Genomic DNA, 15,909 nt, shown 5'->3' with positions numbered 1-15,909 from the left:
TAATGAATTACAGCGATTTTATTAACGGGTCGTAATTGACAGGGCCATCAAGGAAAAACGAATAAATTCAATGCAACACGACCCTCATATTCTGCATGTTTTTCCCTCCTTCGAAATCGGTGGTGCCCAGCGAAGAACCGCCGCGCTTTTAAATGGTGGTTTTAGTGAATTCAGGCATTCAATATTAGCGCTCGATAAAAATTATGAGGCAATAGAGCTAATAAATTCGACGCGTCAGAACGTGTTTGCCCTCACTGACCTTGAATTTCCAAAATCGAATATGATCAAGGCCGGATTTCAGGCTCGAAAACATTTGAAAGCCATTCAACCGGATTTACTGGTTACTTACAATTGGGGCAGCGTAGAATGGAACCTCGCCAACATGGCAATGCCTGTTTGCCCCATGATCCATATTCAAGATGGCTTTGGGGTTGAAGAACAACAAACGGAACTATCACGCCGAATACGAACCAGAAGACAGGCCTACAGGAAGTGCAACACGGTTATAGTACCCTCAAAAACACTTTATGAAACTGCTGATAAGTCTTGGTTCATTACGCCCAGTAAAACTAAATATATTCCGAATGGTATCCATACTGACCGTTTCCAAGCCGCTCCGGACGCAGAATGCATGCAACAGTATGGCCTTAGCAAGCAAGACTTCATTGTCGGGACCGTCGCTGCCCTCCGCCCCGAAAAAAACCTGTCTAAATTGATCGAAGCCTTCAGTATATTTAGACAAAACATACCGTCCGATACCGAAAGAACCGCAAAACTGGTTATCGTCGGAAATGGAAATGAGCGTGATCGGTTAAAGCAAATCACTCATGATCTGAATATTGAAAACCACGTGGTGTTTACAGGCATGCTCGATAGGCCTGAACGCATTCTCGCAGCTTTCGATTTATATGCGCTTACCTCAAAAACGGAACAAATGCCGATTTCGGTGATAGAAGCAATGGCATCAGGCTTGCCCATTGTTTCCACAAAGGTTGGGGATGTCCCTTCCATGGTTTCTAGCGAAAATTCAAGCCTCATCACCGGGCATGCAGCAACTGCAATCGCGCGGAACTTAAAGTTACTGTATGATAACCCGGACATTGGGAAAGAAATTGGCGCGAAGAATAGAAATAAAGCACAAGAAACCTTCAGTTTTGATACTATGTTGGCCGCTTATGAAAATTGCTTTGCCGCGGCAATAAGCAAACCACATTAAGCAACTGGTATTAAGCAACTGGGGGCTTCAGGGCATTCATATCAGCTTCTGGTGGGGCGATGACGATCTCACCTAAATTTGGCACCAAATCAAACACAACTTCCCGAACTGCTGCCAATTTTGGAGAAGCCAAAGAACGCGCGAAAAGCTTTTGTACGCGCGGTAAATGCATAAGATACCCATGCTTCTGATCGCGTTCGCTTAACCTTGTGAAAATACCCAAAACTTTTGCATGTCGCTGCGCGCCCAAAATACTGATCGCTTCCAACATTTTCAACCGGTCGATATTCTGATTACCGTCAAAATAGTGTGCGAGTACAGCACGCCGCACATCTGGCGATATATCGCGCCTCGCATCTTCAATCAAAGAAACCAGGTCATAGGCAGGTGACCCCAATACCGCATCCTGATAATCGAGCAATGCACATTCGTCTAGCGAACCTTCGCCCTCAACCAGCATCAAATTATCAACAAAATAATCACGCAGCACCAAAACACTATTATCATCTGCAACATGATCAAGAACATCCAGCCATACTGCACGGTAACGTTCATTATCCTCGCCGGACAAAGTGCTTCCACTTACCTTCGGGACGAACCATTCAACAAACAACATAACCTCACGTAGAAGAAGCTCTCTATCATATAGCGGTAATTTGATATTGGTTGCCGCCTTCGTCGCATGAATATGCTTTAAAACGTCGATAGCCTTTAAATAAAGGGCAGTTTCATCATAGTTTGTGTCAGTTAACAGGCGCTTGAATGTATCGTCGCCAAAATCCTCAATGATTGCGAACCCAAGATCACGGTCTTCAGCATAAATTTTTGGGACACGACACCCAAGCGATTTCAAATGCTCGGTCATATCAAGATAGGCATCGATATTTTCCTGTGGCTTTGGGGCGTCCATCAAAAGGGCTTTCTCATTGTCCATAACCAGGCGTGTATACCTGCGAAACGATGCATCACCCTTCATAGGAAACAATTCCGCGCGCTCCCACCCGGATCTTGAAACAAATTTTTCAAGATCAATCATTCTTTCTTCTGCAAGCATTGCTTCCATAACTATCTCTGGGCCTCTAAAATCACGGCCAATAAGGCCTAATTATTCTGTCATACGGTAATCATAATGAGGGAACAAGTATGATCATTCCACGGCACAAACAAAGCAAGACTGTGATCACATTTGTTTGATAGCAAAATACTCTTGAACAACAGAAACAACACCCCATATCTGTTTTGTAAGAAGACAGAATACTGATGATAATACCCATACACTCCCTGCCCCTCCCCTAACAGCATGTGTATGGATCATCAGAATAGCCTGCACGGATGCCCCTCCGTGCAGGCAAATTTTTGATGTAATTCAACATGGTAATCTGCAATAGTCAGAATTCAAAAATGGCTAACACGAAAACAGATATTTTATGTTCATCACAATGAACTGGGATCAGGGCAATGAAAACAAATAAGTCTATTGTATCATTTTTTCTACTGACTTTTTTAGCCGCTTGCGCGAGCGGTCCAAAGGACCCTGATATTGCGCTTACCTATAACCGCATTGCCGCAGCAGAAAGCCCCTACAGAAACCCTGTGATCGTAATTCCGGGAATATTGGGTTCAAAACTCAAGGACATAAGAACCGATCAATCCGTTTGGGGGGCATTTGTCGCGGGCGCCGCTGATCCGCAGACCGATGAGGGTCTTAAGCTTATCACAGCACCTTATATATATCCGGATGGGTCGCTTACGAACTGGAGCCATGTTGTCCCTGACGGCGCCTTGACGGAGGTAAAACTACAACTCCTTGGCATCCCGCTTAAGGTCGCAGCCTACGCCCAATTGATTGATGCGCTCGGGGCTGGTGGCTTCCGAGAACAGCAAATCGGTGAAGCCAATGGAGACCTCTACGGCGATGATCATTATACCGCCTATCAGTTTGATTATGACTGGCGCCTTTCAAACGCTGATAATGCGGCCAAGCTTTATGATTTTGTTCAAGAAGTGCGGGAACGCGTTTCAAAGGAATATGAACGTAAATTCGGCATAGAAAACGCAGATATTAAAGTTGATATTGTTGCCCATTCGATGGGTGGGTTGATCACGCGCTATATGTTGAGATACGGCGATCAGGGCCTGCCCGAAGACGGTTCTGCACCCAATCTCGATTGGTCGGGAAGTCTGGGTGTTGAACGTGTTATCCTTGTTGGCACCCCAAACGCGGGCGCACCACAAGCCCTGAATGAGTTGGTTGAAGGCAAAAATTACGGCTGGCCGATCCTTCCTTTCTATAATCAGGCGGTGCTTGGTTCGTTTGCATCCCTATATCAGCTTTTGCCGCGTGACCGTCACAATACCGTTGTCATGAAAGACGGCGGCGAAGTTGGCTCCCTATACGATATTGAAACATGGGAAAAGCATGAGTGGGGGTTGATGAACCCGAAGATGGAAAAAACCTTCAAGCGCCTCTTCCCTGAAATTGAGGATCCTGAGGAATTAAAAGCCGTCGTTCACCATACCCTTAAAACACACCTTGATAATGCCAAGCGTTTTAACGCAGCCCTTGATATTCCGGTTGCACCCCCATCACGGCTTATTTTCAATTTGGTGCTTGGTGACGCAGACCCAACCGACCGCGTTCTTGAATATGACCCGCAGAAGAAGAAATTCGATACGGTTAAAAAAGCACCAGGCGATGGGACAGTTCCACGCTACTCAGCCCTGATGGACGAGCGCGCAGACGGCAATGACGAAATCTGGACACCGCGGCTTCGTTCACCCATTGATTTTGACGGCGTTGTTATCCTGCCGTTTGATCATATCGGCCTGACGCAATCAAAGGTGTTTATTGATAACCTTCTCTACTGGTTACTCGTTGAACCAAGGCCATCGGGAACACCACTCGGGTATCCGATCAAGCAATCTGAGTAATCTAAAGTTTTGCGTCCACCATAGAAAAAGGCCAGTCCCGAAATCCGGGCTGGCCTTTGTTATTTTAGCTACCATTGGCTAGGTTAGAACTTGAACGCAACGCTTGCACCGTAGAAGCGCGGTGCACCACCGATAAAGGTTGGGATACCAAGTGCCCCGCCTGTGTTACCACCATCAATGATAAATTCTTTATCAAACAGGTTCTCCACATACACTTGAATGCGAACCTGATCTTCCCAAAGTTTGACACCCGCACGGATGTTGGCAAGACCAAACGAATCTTGGCTTACCCCTGGAACTGTGAACAAGGTGTTTCCTGTTGCCGGATCAACAACCGTAACAGGCCCCGTGTTCTCGTCCTCGAAAAATACAGATGATTTCCATGTGTATGTCGGGGTAATGAACCATGTTCCATAATCCGTTGGCTGTTCAAAACCAAGCCCGATAGAGAATGAATGATCTGGCGACAGACGGAACTGGTTCCCACCGAATTGCTGTGGGTTGCCTTCGTCGTCTGTTTCATTAAAACGTCCACGGTTATAGGCATATGTTGCAAACAAATTAAGGTTATCTGTCAAGCGCGCGTCCATGCCAACTTCCACACCAAACGAGTCCGCTGTTCCGCCGTTCACTGTCACAAATTGTGGCGGCAAGCCCGGCCCGGCATCAACTGTGATTGACGTCTGGAAGTTTGTATAATCATAATAATAAAACGCTGCATCAAGGTTCAATTTACTATCAAGGAAAGAGCCCTTGGCACCAACCTCATAGCTATCCACTGTTTCCGCGGGAATAATATTGAAATCAACTGTTGCACTGCCGTCCGGCTGTGCGTTTCCATCGTCCTGGATAACTTGTGGACGGCGACCTCGTGAATAGTTGAAATAAACATTGGCATTATCAGAAACTGCATAGCGAAGAACAGCACGCCATGAGAAACCGTCAAACGAATTATCAATACCCGCATCATCAGACGAAATAATCCCACCGGAGTTACCAACAAACAAACCCGGTGTCCCAACAATCAAAGGTGTCAGCGGGTTTGCTTGAACAATTTCTGATGAGAATAGTGTTTCTTTGTTATCGATTGTGTAGCGACCACCAAGCGTTAAGGTCAGTCGGTCGGTGATATCATATTCAACTTCAGCGAAAATATCGAAAGATGAATTATCAGAGAAATTGGTAAACTCTTCCAATTGCGTCACATTTTGCGGAATACCCCCCGCAGCCGTTACCGCAGCAACCACCGACGGATCACCGCTTAAGAACGCCTGCGCCAAGGCAACAGAGCCACCAAACGGTGCGATACCGTTGGCGTCTGGTGTACCAACCGCCGCGAGTGAGCCAAAAATAGCCGCTGTATTTCCAATATTCAGGCCGAGAGGAACCCCTTGGCTGCCGTCTTCAAAGAAAATACCGCCGCCAAAAAAGCCGCGAAGAGGGCCACCATCATCATAGCTAAAGCGTGTGTCGAGGCTATATTGCTCACCTTCAGCGTCTTCGGCAAAGATAAAGATATCAATCGCTGTCCCGTCCGGGTCAAACACTTCCAACGAGTCGAATTCACGGTAAGCACCTGTTGTCACCATGCGCCAGCTATCATTAATCTGCCAGTCAGCAATTGCAGTAAGGTCAAAAATCTCACGGTTGATACCCAGTTCACTGAGGCCAGGGAAATTACCAAACGTGTTCAAGGACGCTGCTTCATTTGGATTGGTAGAGCCACCAAGTGCCGGGATAACACCAGACTTAAAGGATGTGCCCGGAGGCGTATCTTTTGAATAATGGGAAATCAAATCAAAGGTGAAATCATCATTGGGTCTAAAACGAAGGCTGAGGCGACTTGCAAACGTGTCTGTACCATTCAGGTCCCCGCCAAAAGTATTATCGATGAAGCCATCGCGGGTTTCATAGGCTGCCGCCGCACGGACCGCAACCGTTTCACTTAGTGGCACGTTGACATAACCATTCAGACGGCGACCACCAAAGTTACCAAATTCAACCTCACCGCCGCCTTCAAATTCAAACTTGGGCTTATTAGTAATGACATGAACCGCACCAATTTGCGCTGAACGACCAAAAAGCGTTCCTTGCGGGCCTTTGAGAACCTCAACACGCTCAACATCAAACAACTGCACGATTGACGCCCGCGAACGCGCGATAGAAACACCGTTCTGGAAGACAGAAACGCGGGGCTCAATATTGGAAGCACCACTATCTGATGTGATACCGCGAAGCACGAAGCCCGGGTTATTTACGCTTTGTTCCTGAACGACAAAACCCGGTGTAAAAGCCGAAAGTTCATCAAATTCTGCGACACCAATCTGATCAAGAAAGTTTCCGTCATAGGCCGTAATCGCAAGCGGCACATCGGTAGACTTCTGCTCACGGAACTGCGCCGTTACGGTAATGGTTTCAATCTGATCATTATCGTCAACGCTTGCATCCTGTGCAAATGTTGTCCCCGCGATTGCCAGCGCTAACATGCTGGCCTGTGATAACAATAGTGCTTTTTTCATGCTCAACTCCCTGAATATAAGATAATGCGAGGCATTAAAGAGAGTTGGTGACACTATTGTTACCGAAATGCGAAGCTTTCATGTTGGTTTTAAAACAGTTAGATGAAGGCACCTAAACATATTACTAAACCAAGTTTTAACACCTATAAGGCGAGATCTCATAACTAAATTCGTTTGGTTTATCAGGCACATAAAGTGAGCGGATTTCCTGCCCTCTTTTAATGTCACAAACGATCAAAACATGAGTGACGCCTTCGCCGTTATCTGAAACCGGTATTGAGACTTCATTAGCCTGCAGAAAACCATTCTTATCATAGCAGAAATCACCCTGAATAATATGAGGAACAACTGCCCTTCGTGAATGGTTCATAGTCTCCTGATAGAGGGTTTTACATTGGTCAAACGGAATATCGTCGATCAAGCACCCCGTAAAATCCTGGCAGTATTCCTCGACGATCCCAGTACCAACAAGAGTAAATTCCCACGCATCGTTACCAACGGATTTCAAAAGAATAAGATTAGGGGAAATTTTACTAAGCGCCTGAAGGCAAACATGCGATTTATCAACCCATCCTTCTGGTGATGCTTTATCATGCCAGAAATCGAGTAAGAATTGCTGCTTTTCAGATAGATTATACTCTTGCTTCATTCAGCCTCTCTTCGACATTCCTATACCAAAAAGTCCATATCACTAGGGTAAAAAACAGGCGCACATCACATGCTTATCAGAGGTCAATCAAAGAGAAGATAACACAATTTGTGGTTTATGTAAAAATCTAGCCAAAGTTTGGTGCGCGCTTTTGCATAAAGGCTGCAATAGCTCCACTGAGCTCAGACTAAAAATATGCTATAATAAACAATAGGCATATATACCCGATAGCTAAAGGGGATACCGCTAGCATACTTTTAAATGCCATTTTATTGAGCCCTCGACTTGGACTTTTAGTGATAGGGAACCCTCTTAAAGGTTCTAGCATAACGACAATTCCAACCCAAATGAACAAGTAACCCGTCACCACAATAATGACAGCACTTCCAAATGCCTGGCGATATCGTTGATCAAATACATGCTCCAAATCAACAATTCCTTGTTGCGCTATAAAGATTGGACCCTTTTTTGTTTCAAAGGGCAAAAATTCATTATCCGATTTTTTTGCGACAATAGTTAAGGCGTCAGCCATTATCCGACCAAAACTGATCCTGACATCGCCCACTTCTGGGGCCTCCGGGTTACCTGACCACAAAAAGCCATGGGATCGGGTATAGTTTTGAAGCTTTGTTTCAATAATCAAATCAAGTTCGTCATCGGATAACGCTGATTGAAAATTTTGAGAGCCGATGAGGGTTTCCAACAATGACTGATCCACCTTGTGTGGGCCAACAGTCACTGAGGTATTTATGAAATATTTGGAAGCATATGGCTTTTGACTGGGATTATCATAACCGTCTTTACGAAATCGAGTAGAATCGATTAACTCGTCCGACCATACATGTTCATAAGTATACGAAGTGGAAGCGTTAGATCGATCAATATCTTCCTCCCACTGGAAAACCTCCACTCGCCTTAACAGAATAATCCCCTCTGAAGATACAGAAAATTCCTGATCAGTTAAAGGTTCCGGTGCATAAACCTTTCCTGACAAAAACACTAGCTGATCATTAAAGCTGTCATTCGAAGTATTCGCGTCGATAACGTGAGCATTCTCTATTGCAAAATTCTGTTTAAATCTGATTGCAAATAAATCAGAAAAAGATTGCGAAACAAATGAGGTTACGAAGAAAACGAGAAACACCCCAATTGCAAAATATACCAGATTAGAAATGATCCGCATTATTGACCCTATTCGCATAAATGTTGCTAACAGGATCAATAATCTAATGTTGCTAAGTCAACTTCAGAACTAACAAAATGCCAGTTTCAGTCAAAACACAGTGAAGATCATTTGTCGTGTAGGCCGATTAATCTAGCCAAAGTTTGGTGCACGCTTTTGCATGAAAGCTGTGATGGCTTCCAAGACCTCAGCAGATTGAAGTTGCGTATTAAAGTGTCCGCCTTCTTCCTGCATCCGAGCTGCAATTACGTCTTTATCTTTCCGCATCAAAGCCTTTGTTAGTTTTACAGCCTGTGGTGCCTTAGCTGCAACAGAATGAGCAATCTCTAGAACACCTTCTTTTAAATCTGCGTCGGGCATAACGCGGGATACCAGCCCCATCGTGAGCGCTTCATTCGCGGTAACGCGCCTTCCGGTAAAGAAAATATCCGCGGCATTCGCCGCACCAACAACGCGCGGCAAAAGAAGCGAAGACGCCGCCTCTGGTACCAATGCCAGATCAACAAACGGGGCAGACAGCACTGCACTTTCGCCCGCAATCACCACATCACTGTGCAAAAGCATCGTAAGCCCCACCCCAACGGCAATGCCATTAACAGCAACCACAATCGGCTTTGTTGCCTTTACAAGTTCACCCAGAAACCTGTTAACTGGTGCTTCACCGCCCAATGGCGGATTATCACGGAAATCAGCGAGGTCATTACCGGCAGTGAAGCTATCGCCGTTGCCTGTAATATAAACCGTGCGGATATCATCGTCTTCACGCGCACGCTGCAATCCATCAGCCAAGGCCGTATACATTTCATGCGTGATGGCATTTTTCTTATCAGGTCGATTAAACGTTAGCTTTAGAACCCGGCCGTCAATTTCAGTTAAAATTAAATCTGTCATACCGATATCCTCTGTTTATGATTTGATTCTGATGATGAATATAGTGCCTGATCTGAAGCCGTATCTTTATCAAATAAACTGCCAGCGTTGGCTCTGGTTTCAATTGCTTTCAGTACTCTTTCCATAACGGCTTGTTCATCCCCGTTAAAGCCTGCCAGCAATTCTTTGTTGGCCTGTTTAATGAGCGGCTTTGTCTCTGCTAAAATATCTTCACCCTTCGCACTTAATGATAGTGCAAGTGATCGTTTATCCTTCGAGGATGGAACACGTATAATGAGGCCCTTAGCTTCCATCCGCTCTAGCAATCCCGATGTTGCTGCCCGCCGCAGGCCCACAGCTTCCGCAAGCTCGATCGCGGAGGCACCGGAATTTCGCTCAAGAAACAACAAGACCCCATGCTGAGCCGTGGTAATCCCATACCGATCTGTCAGTTCGCGATCAGCAGTACGAAATAGCGCCCTGTGCGCTAAATGGATTCTGTGAAAAAGCTTTAACATTGTATCCCGTATAAAATTTATTTAGTTCGTATACGAACAATGTAAATAATACAAGGCATTAATTCTTCAATTTACTGATGATATAGACGATTCTTGGCACCAACCAATGCGGACCATCAACTATCACGGGGGCAATCAGGATTTCCGGAAGTGCTATTCATTCGGAATGGAAATAAATAAAAATTTCCTCAAATTATTTTTTTCATTCCTGAAAGCTTTAAAAAAATACAATCTTTAAAACATACAGTTTCTATACTTGATTGCACCCATATCTTTGTACCGCAAAAATGTTTCATCAATGCCGTATAAAGAGGTATTTAAATCCCTTAATAGGTTTATTATTAAAAAAATAAACCATTGCTAATATATTGAAAACAAAGAGAAAATAACCTTTTTCCGTAAACCTTTTATTATTATTTCTGTGTAATTACTTCGAATGCGCGTTGGGGAACGAGCATCGTTTTGGACTATAAAATGCCACGGTTAACGCACGTATTTGCAAGTATATTTTTTGTTTTATTAATCAGTATTCAGGGACACTCTATTCATTTTACGGATGAAAATGAATATGGATCATATGATTCTGAAAAAATCAAAAATGATTATAGAAGACCAAGTGTAATCCCCTTTCCAAAATCTAACCCCTACACTTTGGAAAAGGCAACGCTCGGGAAAATGCTGTTTTTTGATCAGCGTTTATCGGGTGGACAGAATATGAGCTGTGCCACATGTCATAATCCATCTTTTGGCTGGGAAGTGCCATTTCCCACAGCTATCGGTGCACAAAACCAGAAATTGGACAGACATGCCCCAACCGTGCTTTCAATGGCGTGGGTCGATAGTTTCTTTTGGGATGGCAGAGCAGCAACGCTTGAAGAGCAAGCAGGTGGCCCCATTACGAGCGAAGTTGAAATGAACCTGCCGCTCGAAGAATTGGTGGAACGATTAAAAGGAATTCCAGCCTACGTTTCAGGGTTTGCATTAGCGTTTCCATCCAAAGGCATTAGCGAAGACAGCATTAAAAAAGCAATCGCAACCTACGAACGAACGATTGTGCCAAACAATAGCCCATTTGATAATTGGCTCGCGGGTGATGATGATGCGATTTCCGCAAGTGCGCAAAGAGGGTTTGACCTTTTCAATACCAAGGCGCAGTGCTCTACCTGTCATAGCGGCTGGAATTTTTCAGACAATCAATTCTATGATATTGGCCTCGCAAGCGAAGATATCGGCCGATTTAAAGAAGATGGTTCTAACCCCAAAAATCGCCATGCCTTTAAAACCCCTGGCCTTAGAAACCTGACACAGCGTGCGCCCTTCATGCATGATGGCAGCCTGCAATCGCTTGAAGATGTGGTTATACATTATGTATCTGGAGGTGTAGAGCGCCCTTCACGCTCCGAACATATTGGCCCCCTTAATCTAAATGACACAGAAGTCACCGACCTGGTTGCCTTTCTTGAAAGCCTAACGGCTGAGAGAGAGCAAGTCGTTCTACCTATTCTTCCAAACTAGGATTTTTTAATATGACTATTCGGTATAAATTATTTCTGGCGTTTGGATTTGTGCTTTTGCTATCGATCGCTCAAGGCTTCTTTCTCTTGACGTCGCTATCAAACAGTAACGAGAAAAACATCACGGCTATTCAGGCGGCACTGAAGGCCTCTGATCAAGTTGTCATTGCCAAGACCCAATACGCAACAACGATTGAAAATGTTGACCAAATCCTCTCAAGGGCTGTGCTTATATCATCCCGCGACGCACAAAGGCAACTTACTGCTGATTATGGATTATTTACTGACACCATAAAATCAATCGCCAAAACAGATCAAAATTCTGCAGGGATTGACGGCGTTCTAACAGCCGCTCAAAAATGGCACGATGCAATTTCACTATATTTTAGTGCTGCCCCCGTGAACGGCCTACCCACTGAACAACATATTCAAACGCTTCAAAATAGCTTAAACCAAGAAATTGAAACGCTGGCTTTAACCACTGTAGAGGCCGCAGCAAATGTACAAGAAATTGCAAGCGATGTCCGCAGTGAGGCGTATGTCACCTCAACCATTCTCGTAACCATAATTACAATCATTGCAGCCAGCATTGCCTATGCAATTGCAAGTCACCTCTCGACGCCTATTAAGGCGATGGCAGAAACAATGGATCAAATTGCACAAGGCGAACTCGGCTCGGACATTCCTGCCCTTACCCGCCGTGACGAGATCGGTATCATGGCGAGCAGCCTTCAGTCTTTCCGTGAAAACGAGCGCGAGCGTATGCTCTTAATCACTCAGCAAAAAGAACGTGACGAAGAGGCCAAGCGCCTTGAGGCCGAAGCGATCAAAGAGCAAGAAAAAATTAAAGAACAACAACAAAAAGAACGAGAGGCTGCAAGAGAACAGGCCCGCACTGAGCGCGAACAACTTGTTAAATCCATGGCTTCTGAATTTGAAGACATGATCAATACTGTATCATCGAGCGTTGCAAACCAGTCGAGAATGCTTCGCACACATGCGGATACCGTCAATGATACCGCCAATAAAACCAACGATGAAACAATGATGGCCCAGAAGGCATCTGATGAATTGGCTGGATTTATTACTGATATGTCGTCAGCGAGCAACGACATGCACACCGCCGTCCAAGCCGTCAGAGAACAAGTGCGCAAATCCTCAGAAATTGCAGGAAACGCCGTGACAAACTCTGAAGATACGGCAACCAGAATGGATACGCTGACCAAAGCTGCTTCACGCGTGAATGACGTGGTTACGCTTATTTCCGATATTGCCAATCAAACCAACCTTCTTGCATTAAACGCCACCATCGAAGCCGCAAGAGCCGGAGAAGCCGGCAAAGGATTTGCGGTTGTAGCGTCAGAAGTTAAAAATCTGGCCGAGCAGACATCGAATGCAACAACAGAGATCAACACATTCATCGAAGAAATGATCAATGCAACGAGTGATGCAGAGCAATCGATCAATAAAGTGACAGGCATCATCAACGAGATGAATGACATCACATTGACGGTAGCAACAGCGATTGACGAGCAAGAGCAAGCCATTAGCCGCATTACGGATAATACAAACTTTGCGACTTCATCGACAAACAAGGTCGAAACCACAATCGCAACGGTTCAGATCAATGCCACGGAAGGTATCGAAGCCAGCGAAAGCGTATTCAAGGCGGCAGAAATGTTATCGGGAACCTCAGACCAACTGAACGCTAGCTCGCAGGACTTCATCAGGAAACTATTAAACAGTAACGCTGCATAGCGGCATTACCGTTTACCACAAATAACCAACAAAAAAGGGAAGCCCTGCTTCCCTGATTATCATCTTTATTTAGCAACTGTGCGCTTGGTTTAAAAAGGCCAGTATTGCTTTATCGATCAGATTAACCTGCAACTTTCAGGTTTGCAGCTGACATACGACCACGACGATCTTCTTCAAGATCATAAGTGATTGCCTGTCCGTCATTCAAGCCTGAAAGACCTGCTGCTTCAACAGCTGAGATATGTACGAAAACATCGTTTCCGCCTTCTTCAGGTTGAATGAAGCCGAAGCCTTTTGTTGAGTTAAACCATTTTACGGTTCCGTTAGCCATAATACTGTCCTTTTGCGCGATATATTTCTAGAAGTGGTGTGGTGTTCGCACAAAACCATATCTGATCAGTCGCATAGTGTTCACTGCGCATCCAACCGATTTCCGGTTGCGATATGTGTTGGTGTTGCCTTGTACCGGGATGCACATGCCGATACCTTACCAACGAACAGACCAGATAAAAGTCAGTCGTAAATGCCCTTTAACAAAGAAGCTTCACTGAATAAATATGGAATCACAAAACTTCGCAAAACTGTAACACAATTAATGCGTGAAACCCGGAAACTGTGCCTATAATACAACGTTTTAGAAAGAATTTATGAAAAAACTATTCTTTCAAAATTATTGTAGCTTCTGCATCACAGCGTCATAGCTGGCATTCAAATCAACCTTAACTTGTTGTTCCGCAAGTGCGCTTGAAAGAGCCGCCATACAAAGAGTGATATTTTCACGCTTTGCTGCATGCCCCATCAACCCAATCCGCCAAACCTTGCCCGCCAGTGACCCAAGCCCTGCACCAATTTCCAAATTGAAATGCTTAAGGGCATGGGTGCGCACTGCTGCCTCATCAACGCCGTCGGGGACTTTCACTGTGTTCAACTGATTCAGCCGATCTTCTGGATTCACCAGCATTTCAAGGCCCATAGCCCCCAAGCCAGCGACCAACGCCGTATGCATTTTTTCGTGCCGCGCCCATGCGTTATCAATCCCTTCTTCAGACAGGATGACCAACGCTTCGTGAAGCCCGTAAAGCGCATTAACAGGTGCCGTGTGGTGGTATGTTCGCCCGCCAGTACCGTCCCAATAATCCATAACAAGCGACAGATCCAGAAACCAGCTCTGAACCTTGGTTTCGCGACTTTTGACAAACTCGGCAGCACGGCTTGAAAAGGAAACAGGTGAAAGCCCTGGAGGCGCTGAAAGGCACTTCTGTGAACCAGAATATGCCGCATCGATACCCCACTTGTCTAATTCCAGTTCGCTGCCGCCAAGGCTGGTGACACAGTCCATAATCGTCAGGCAATCATATTTACGCGCAAGGTCTGCAAGAGTTGCTGCATCTGCTTTAACACCGGTTGACGTTTCAGCGTGGACAAAAGCAAGAACAGATGCATTTGGATTGGCTTTAAGTGCGTCCTCGACCTGATTTGGGTCAATAGCTGTTCCCCACTCAAAGTCCACCATAATCGCCTTACCGCCAGCACGAACCACATTTTCCTGCATACGGCCACCAAAGGCGCCGTTTCGGCACACGACAACTTCTGTGCCCGGTGCCACCAGATTGGCAAAACAGGTTTCCATTCCAGCTGATCCCGGCGCAGATACAGGATACGTTAGGGAATTTTCTGTTTTAAAGGCATACCGAAGGCCCAGCTTGATTTCTTCCATTAACTGCTGGAACGCTGGGTCCAAATGGCCAACTGTCGGCCGTGCCAACGCTTCAAGAACACGAGGATGGACATCCGATGGCCCAGGCCCCATCAAAGTACGAAGTGGGGGATAAAAAGATTTTATCATGATACAGTCCTCTTATTCTCATACAGCAGTTTTGCCACTCAAATCCCTATATCCTAAGAAACATAGATGCCAAAGCCTTTTCATGAACATTGTGGGGACGGGCAAATCGAACGCTACGGCAGCCATACTTTGCTACGGAAAAATCGATTAGGAATTTACTCACGCTTGAGTATATCGCCGGGCTCGCAGTCCAGTAGCGCGCATAATTTATCCAGCGTGTCGAATTTGATTCCCTTCATATGGCCATTGCGAATTTTGGATAACTGGGCTTCAGTGAGGCCAAGTTCCTCCGCCAGCACTTTCGCCCGCATCTTTCGCTCGGCAAGAAGAACATCAATGCGCATAATAATTGCCATTAGAAATAGTTCCCCATTTCTTCTTCATTTTTTCGCGCTTCATTAAGAACATGAGCCACAATGAAAAACAGTACCGGCAGGAACAAATCACCCCAATATTCGCCAACAATTTCGGTATTTCCGGGCTCAAGAACATAAATATTCAGATAACTGGTTTCCACAATGATACGAAGTGCCGTGAACACAAGAAAACAACCAGAAAAAATTTTCAGATGCTGGATAGTTTTCCCTGCAAAATACTGTTTTTGTTCAAAGGCACTAAAAAGCTGCCACAAACGATAAAACCCATAAAGATATATGACACGACTGAAAACAATGAGCATATAGAGAAACCAACCATAATGAGCTTCTTCGTCAGGAGGTGTAATGCCATAACGATGAACCTGTTGACCATCATCTGAAAAAAACTCAAACTTAACTGGCTCACCGAGGCTGTATGTTGCAACAATCACGACCAGAGTTTTGTAGATCAAATAAGCCAGTGTTCCCCATTTTGCCAACCGTATCAATAACACCATTCCGAATAGTCTTTCTTACACTTTTCAAATA

At 45.1% G+C, this 15,909-nt stretch carries 14 protein-coding genes; 4 read left to right on the top strand and 10 right to left on the bottom strand.

Annotated features, from left to right (window positions below):
- The first annotated feature begins 70 nt into the window (after positions 1–70).
- Complete coding sequence (locus KFF44_RS05530; protein WP_255938011.1) at positions 71–1,216, top strand: glycosyltransferase family 4 protein; 1,146 nt, start codon at positions 71–73, stop codon at positions 1,214–1,216.
- A 10-nt stretch (positions 1,217–1,226) separates the two neighbouring features.
- Here the strand turns inward: KFF44_RS05530 and KFF44_RS05525 are convergent, their stop codons facing one another.
- Positions 1,227–2,279 (bottom strand): aminoglycoside phosphotransferase family protein, encoded by a 1,053-nt coding sequence (locus tag KFF44_RS05525; protein ID WP_255938010.1) that lies wholly within the window; start codon positions 2,277–2,279, stop codon positions 1,227–1,229.
- 395 nt (positions 2,280–2,674) lie between these two features.
- Here KFF44_RS05525 and KFF44_RS05520 point away from each other — a divergent pair, with 395 nt between their 5' ends.
- Complete coding sequence (locus KFF44_RS05520) at positions 2,675–4,147, top strand: hypothetical protein (protein ID WP_255938009.1); 1,473 nt, start codon at positions 2,675–2,677, stop codon at positions 4,145–4,147.
- Positions 4,148–4,230: 83 nt separating this feature from the next.
- On the opposite strand, the gene KFF44_RS05515 is transcribed toward KFF44_RS05520, so the two are convergent.
- From KFF44_RS05515 to KFF44_RS05495, 5 genes are all read right to left on the bottom strand, one after another.
- Positions 4,231–6,666 (bottom strand): TonB-dependent receptor, encoded by a 2,436-nt coding sequence (locus KFF44_RS05515; RefSeq protein WP_255938008.1) that lies wholly within the window; start codon positions 6,664–6,666, stop codon positions 4,231–4,233.
- Between the two features lie 136 nt (positions 6,667–6,802).
- Positions 6,803–7,315 carry a hypothetical protein gene (locus tag KFF44_RS05510; protein WP_255938007.1) on the bottom strand — a complete coding sequence of 171 codons (513 nt, stop codon included), beginning with the start codon at positions 7,313–7,315 and terminating at the stop codon, positions 6,803–6,805.
- Positions 7,316–7,502: 187 nt separating this feature from the next.
- On the bottom strand, positions 7,503–8,459 hold the full coding sequence (locus KFF44_RS05505) for a TMEM43 family protein (RefSeq protein WP_255938005.1): 957 nt from the start codon (positions 8,457–8,459) through the stop codon (positions 7,503–7,505).
- A gap of 171 nt (positions 8,460–8,630) precedes the next feature.
- A complete protein-coding gene (locus KFF44_RS05500) occupies positions 8,631–9,389 on the bottom strand; it encodes an enoyl-CoA hydratase (protein ID WP_255938002.1) in 759 nt (252 codons plus the stop codon).
- The gene (locus tag KFF44_RS05495; RefSeq protein WP_255937999.1) at positions 9,386–9,886 is read right to left on the bottom strand and encodes a MarR family winged helix-turn-helix transcriptional regulator; all 501 of its coding nucleotides are present in this window, start codon (positions 9,884–9,886) and stop codon (positions 9,386–9,388) included. Before KFF44_RS05495 ends, KFF44_RS05500 begins: the two co-directional genes overlap by 4 nt.
- A 474-nt stretch (positions 9,887–10,360) precedes the next feature.
- Between KFF44_RS05495 and KFF44_RS05490 the strand changes: the two genes are divergently transcribed.
- Both KFF44_RS05490 and KFF44_RS05485 read left to right on the top strand, forming a co-directional pair.
- Positions 10,361–11,401 carry a cytochrome-c peroxidase gene (locus tag KFF44_RS05490; protein WP_255937997.1) on the top strand — a complete coding sequence of 347 codons (1,041 nt, stop codon included), beginning with the start codon at positions 10,361–10,363 and terminating at the stop codon, positions 11,399–11,401.
- Between the two features lie 11 nt (positions 11,402–11,412).
- Complete coding sequence (locus KFF44_RS05485; RefSeq protein WP_255937994.1) at positions 11,413–13,158, top strand: methyl-accepting chemotaxis protein; 1,746 nt, start codon at positions 11,413–11,415, stop codon at positions 13,156–13,158.
- A 121-nt stretch (positions 13,159–13,279) separates the two neighbouring features.
- On the opposite strand, the gene KFF44_RS05480 is transcribed toward KFF44_RS05485, so the two are convergent.
- The 4 genes from KFF44_RS05480 to KFF44_RS05465 form a co-directional block, all read right to left on the bottom strand.
- Complete coding sequence (locus KFF44_RS05480; RefSeq protein WP_255937993.1) at positions 13,280–13,489, bottom strand: cold-shock protein; 210 nt, start codon at positions 13,487–13,489, stop codon at positions 13,280–13,282.
- Positions 13,490–13,828: 339 nt separating this feature from the next.
- Positions 13,829–15,004 carry an alanine--glyoxylate aminotransferase family protein gene (locus KFF44_RS05475; protein ID WP_255937992.1) on the bottom strand — a complete coding sequence of 392 codons (1,176 nt, stop codon included), beginning with the start codon at positions 15,002–15,004 and terminating at the stop codon, positions 13,829–13,831.
- A 155-nt stretch (positions 15,005–15,159) separates the two neighbouring features.
- Positions 15,160–15,360 carry a helix-turn-helix transcriptional regulator gene (locus KFF44_RS05470; RefSeq protein ID WP_255937990.1) on the bottom strand — a complete coding sequence of 67 codons (201 nt, stop codon included), beginning with the start codon at positions 15,358–15,360 and terminating at the stop codon, positions 15,160–15,162.
- Positions 15,360–15,878: a DUF2975 domain-containing protein gene (locus KFF44_RS05465; protein ID WP_255937989.1), complete on the bottom strand. Its 519-nt coding sequence runs from the start codon at positions 15,876–15,878 to the stop codon at positions 15,360–15,362. Before KFF44_RS05465 ends, KFF44_RS05470 begins: the two co-directional genes overlap by 1 nt.
- Between the last annotated feature and the right edge of the window lie 31 nt (positions 15,879–15,909).

Origin of the sequence: Kordiimonas sp. SCSIO 12610 (assembly GCF_024398015.1) — a bacterium.
GTDB lineage: Bacteria > Pseudomonadota > Alphaproteobacteria > Sphingomonadales > Kordiimonadaceae > CANLMI01.
The sequence above is the reverse complement of the archived record's forward strand: the minus strand, read 5'-3'. Positions and strand labels throughout refer to the sequence as shown.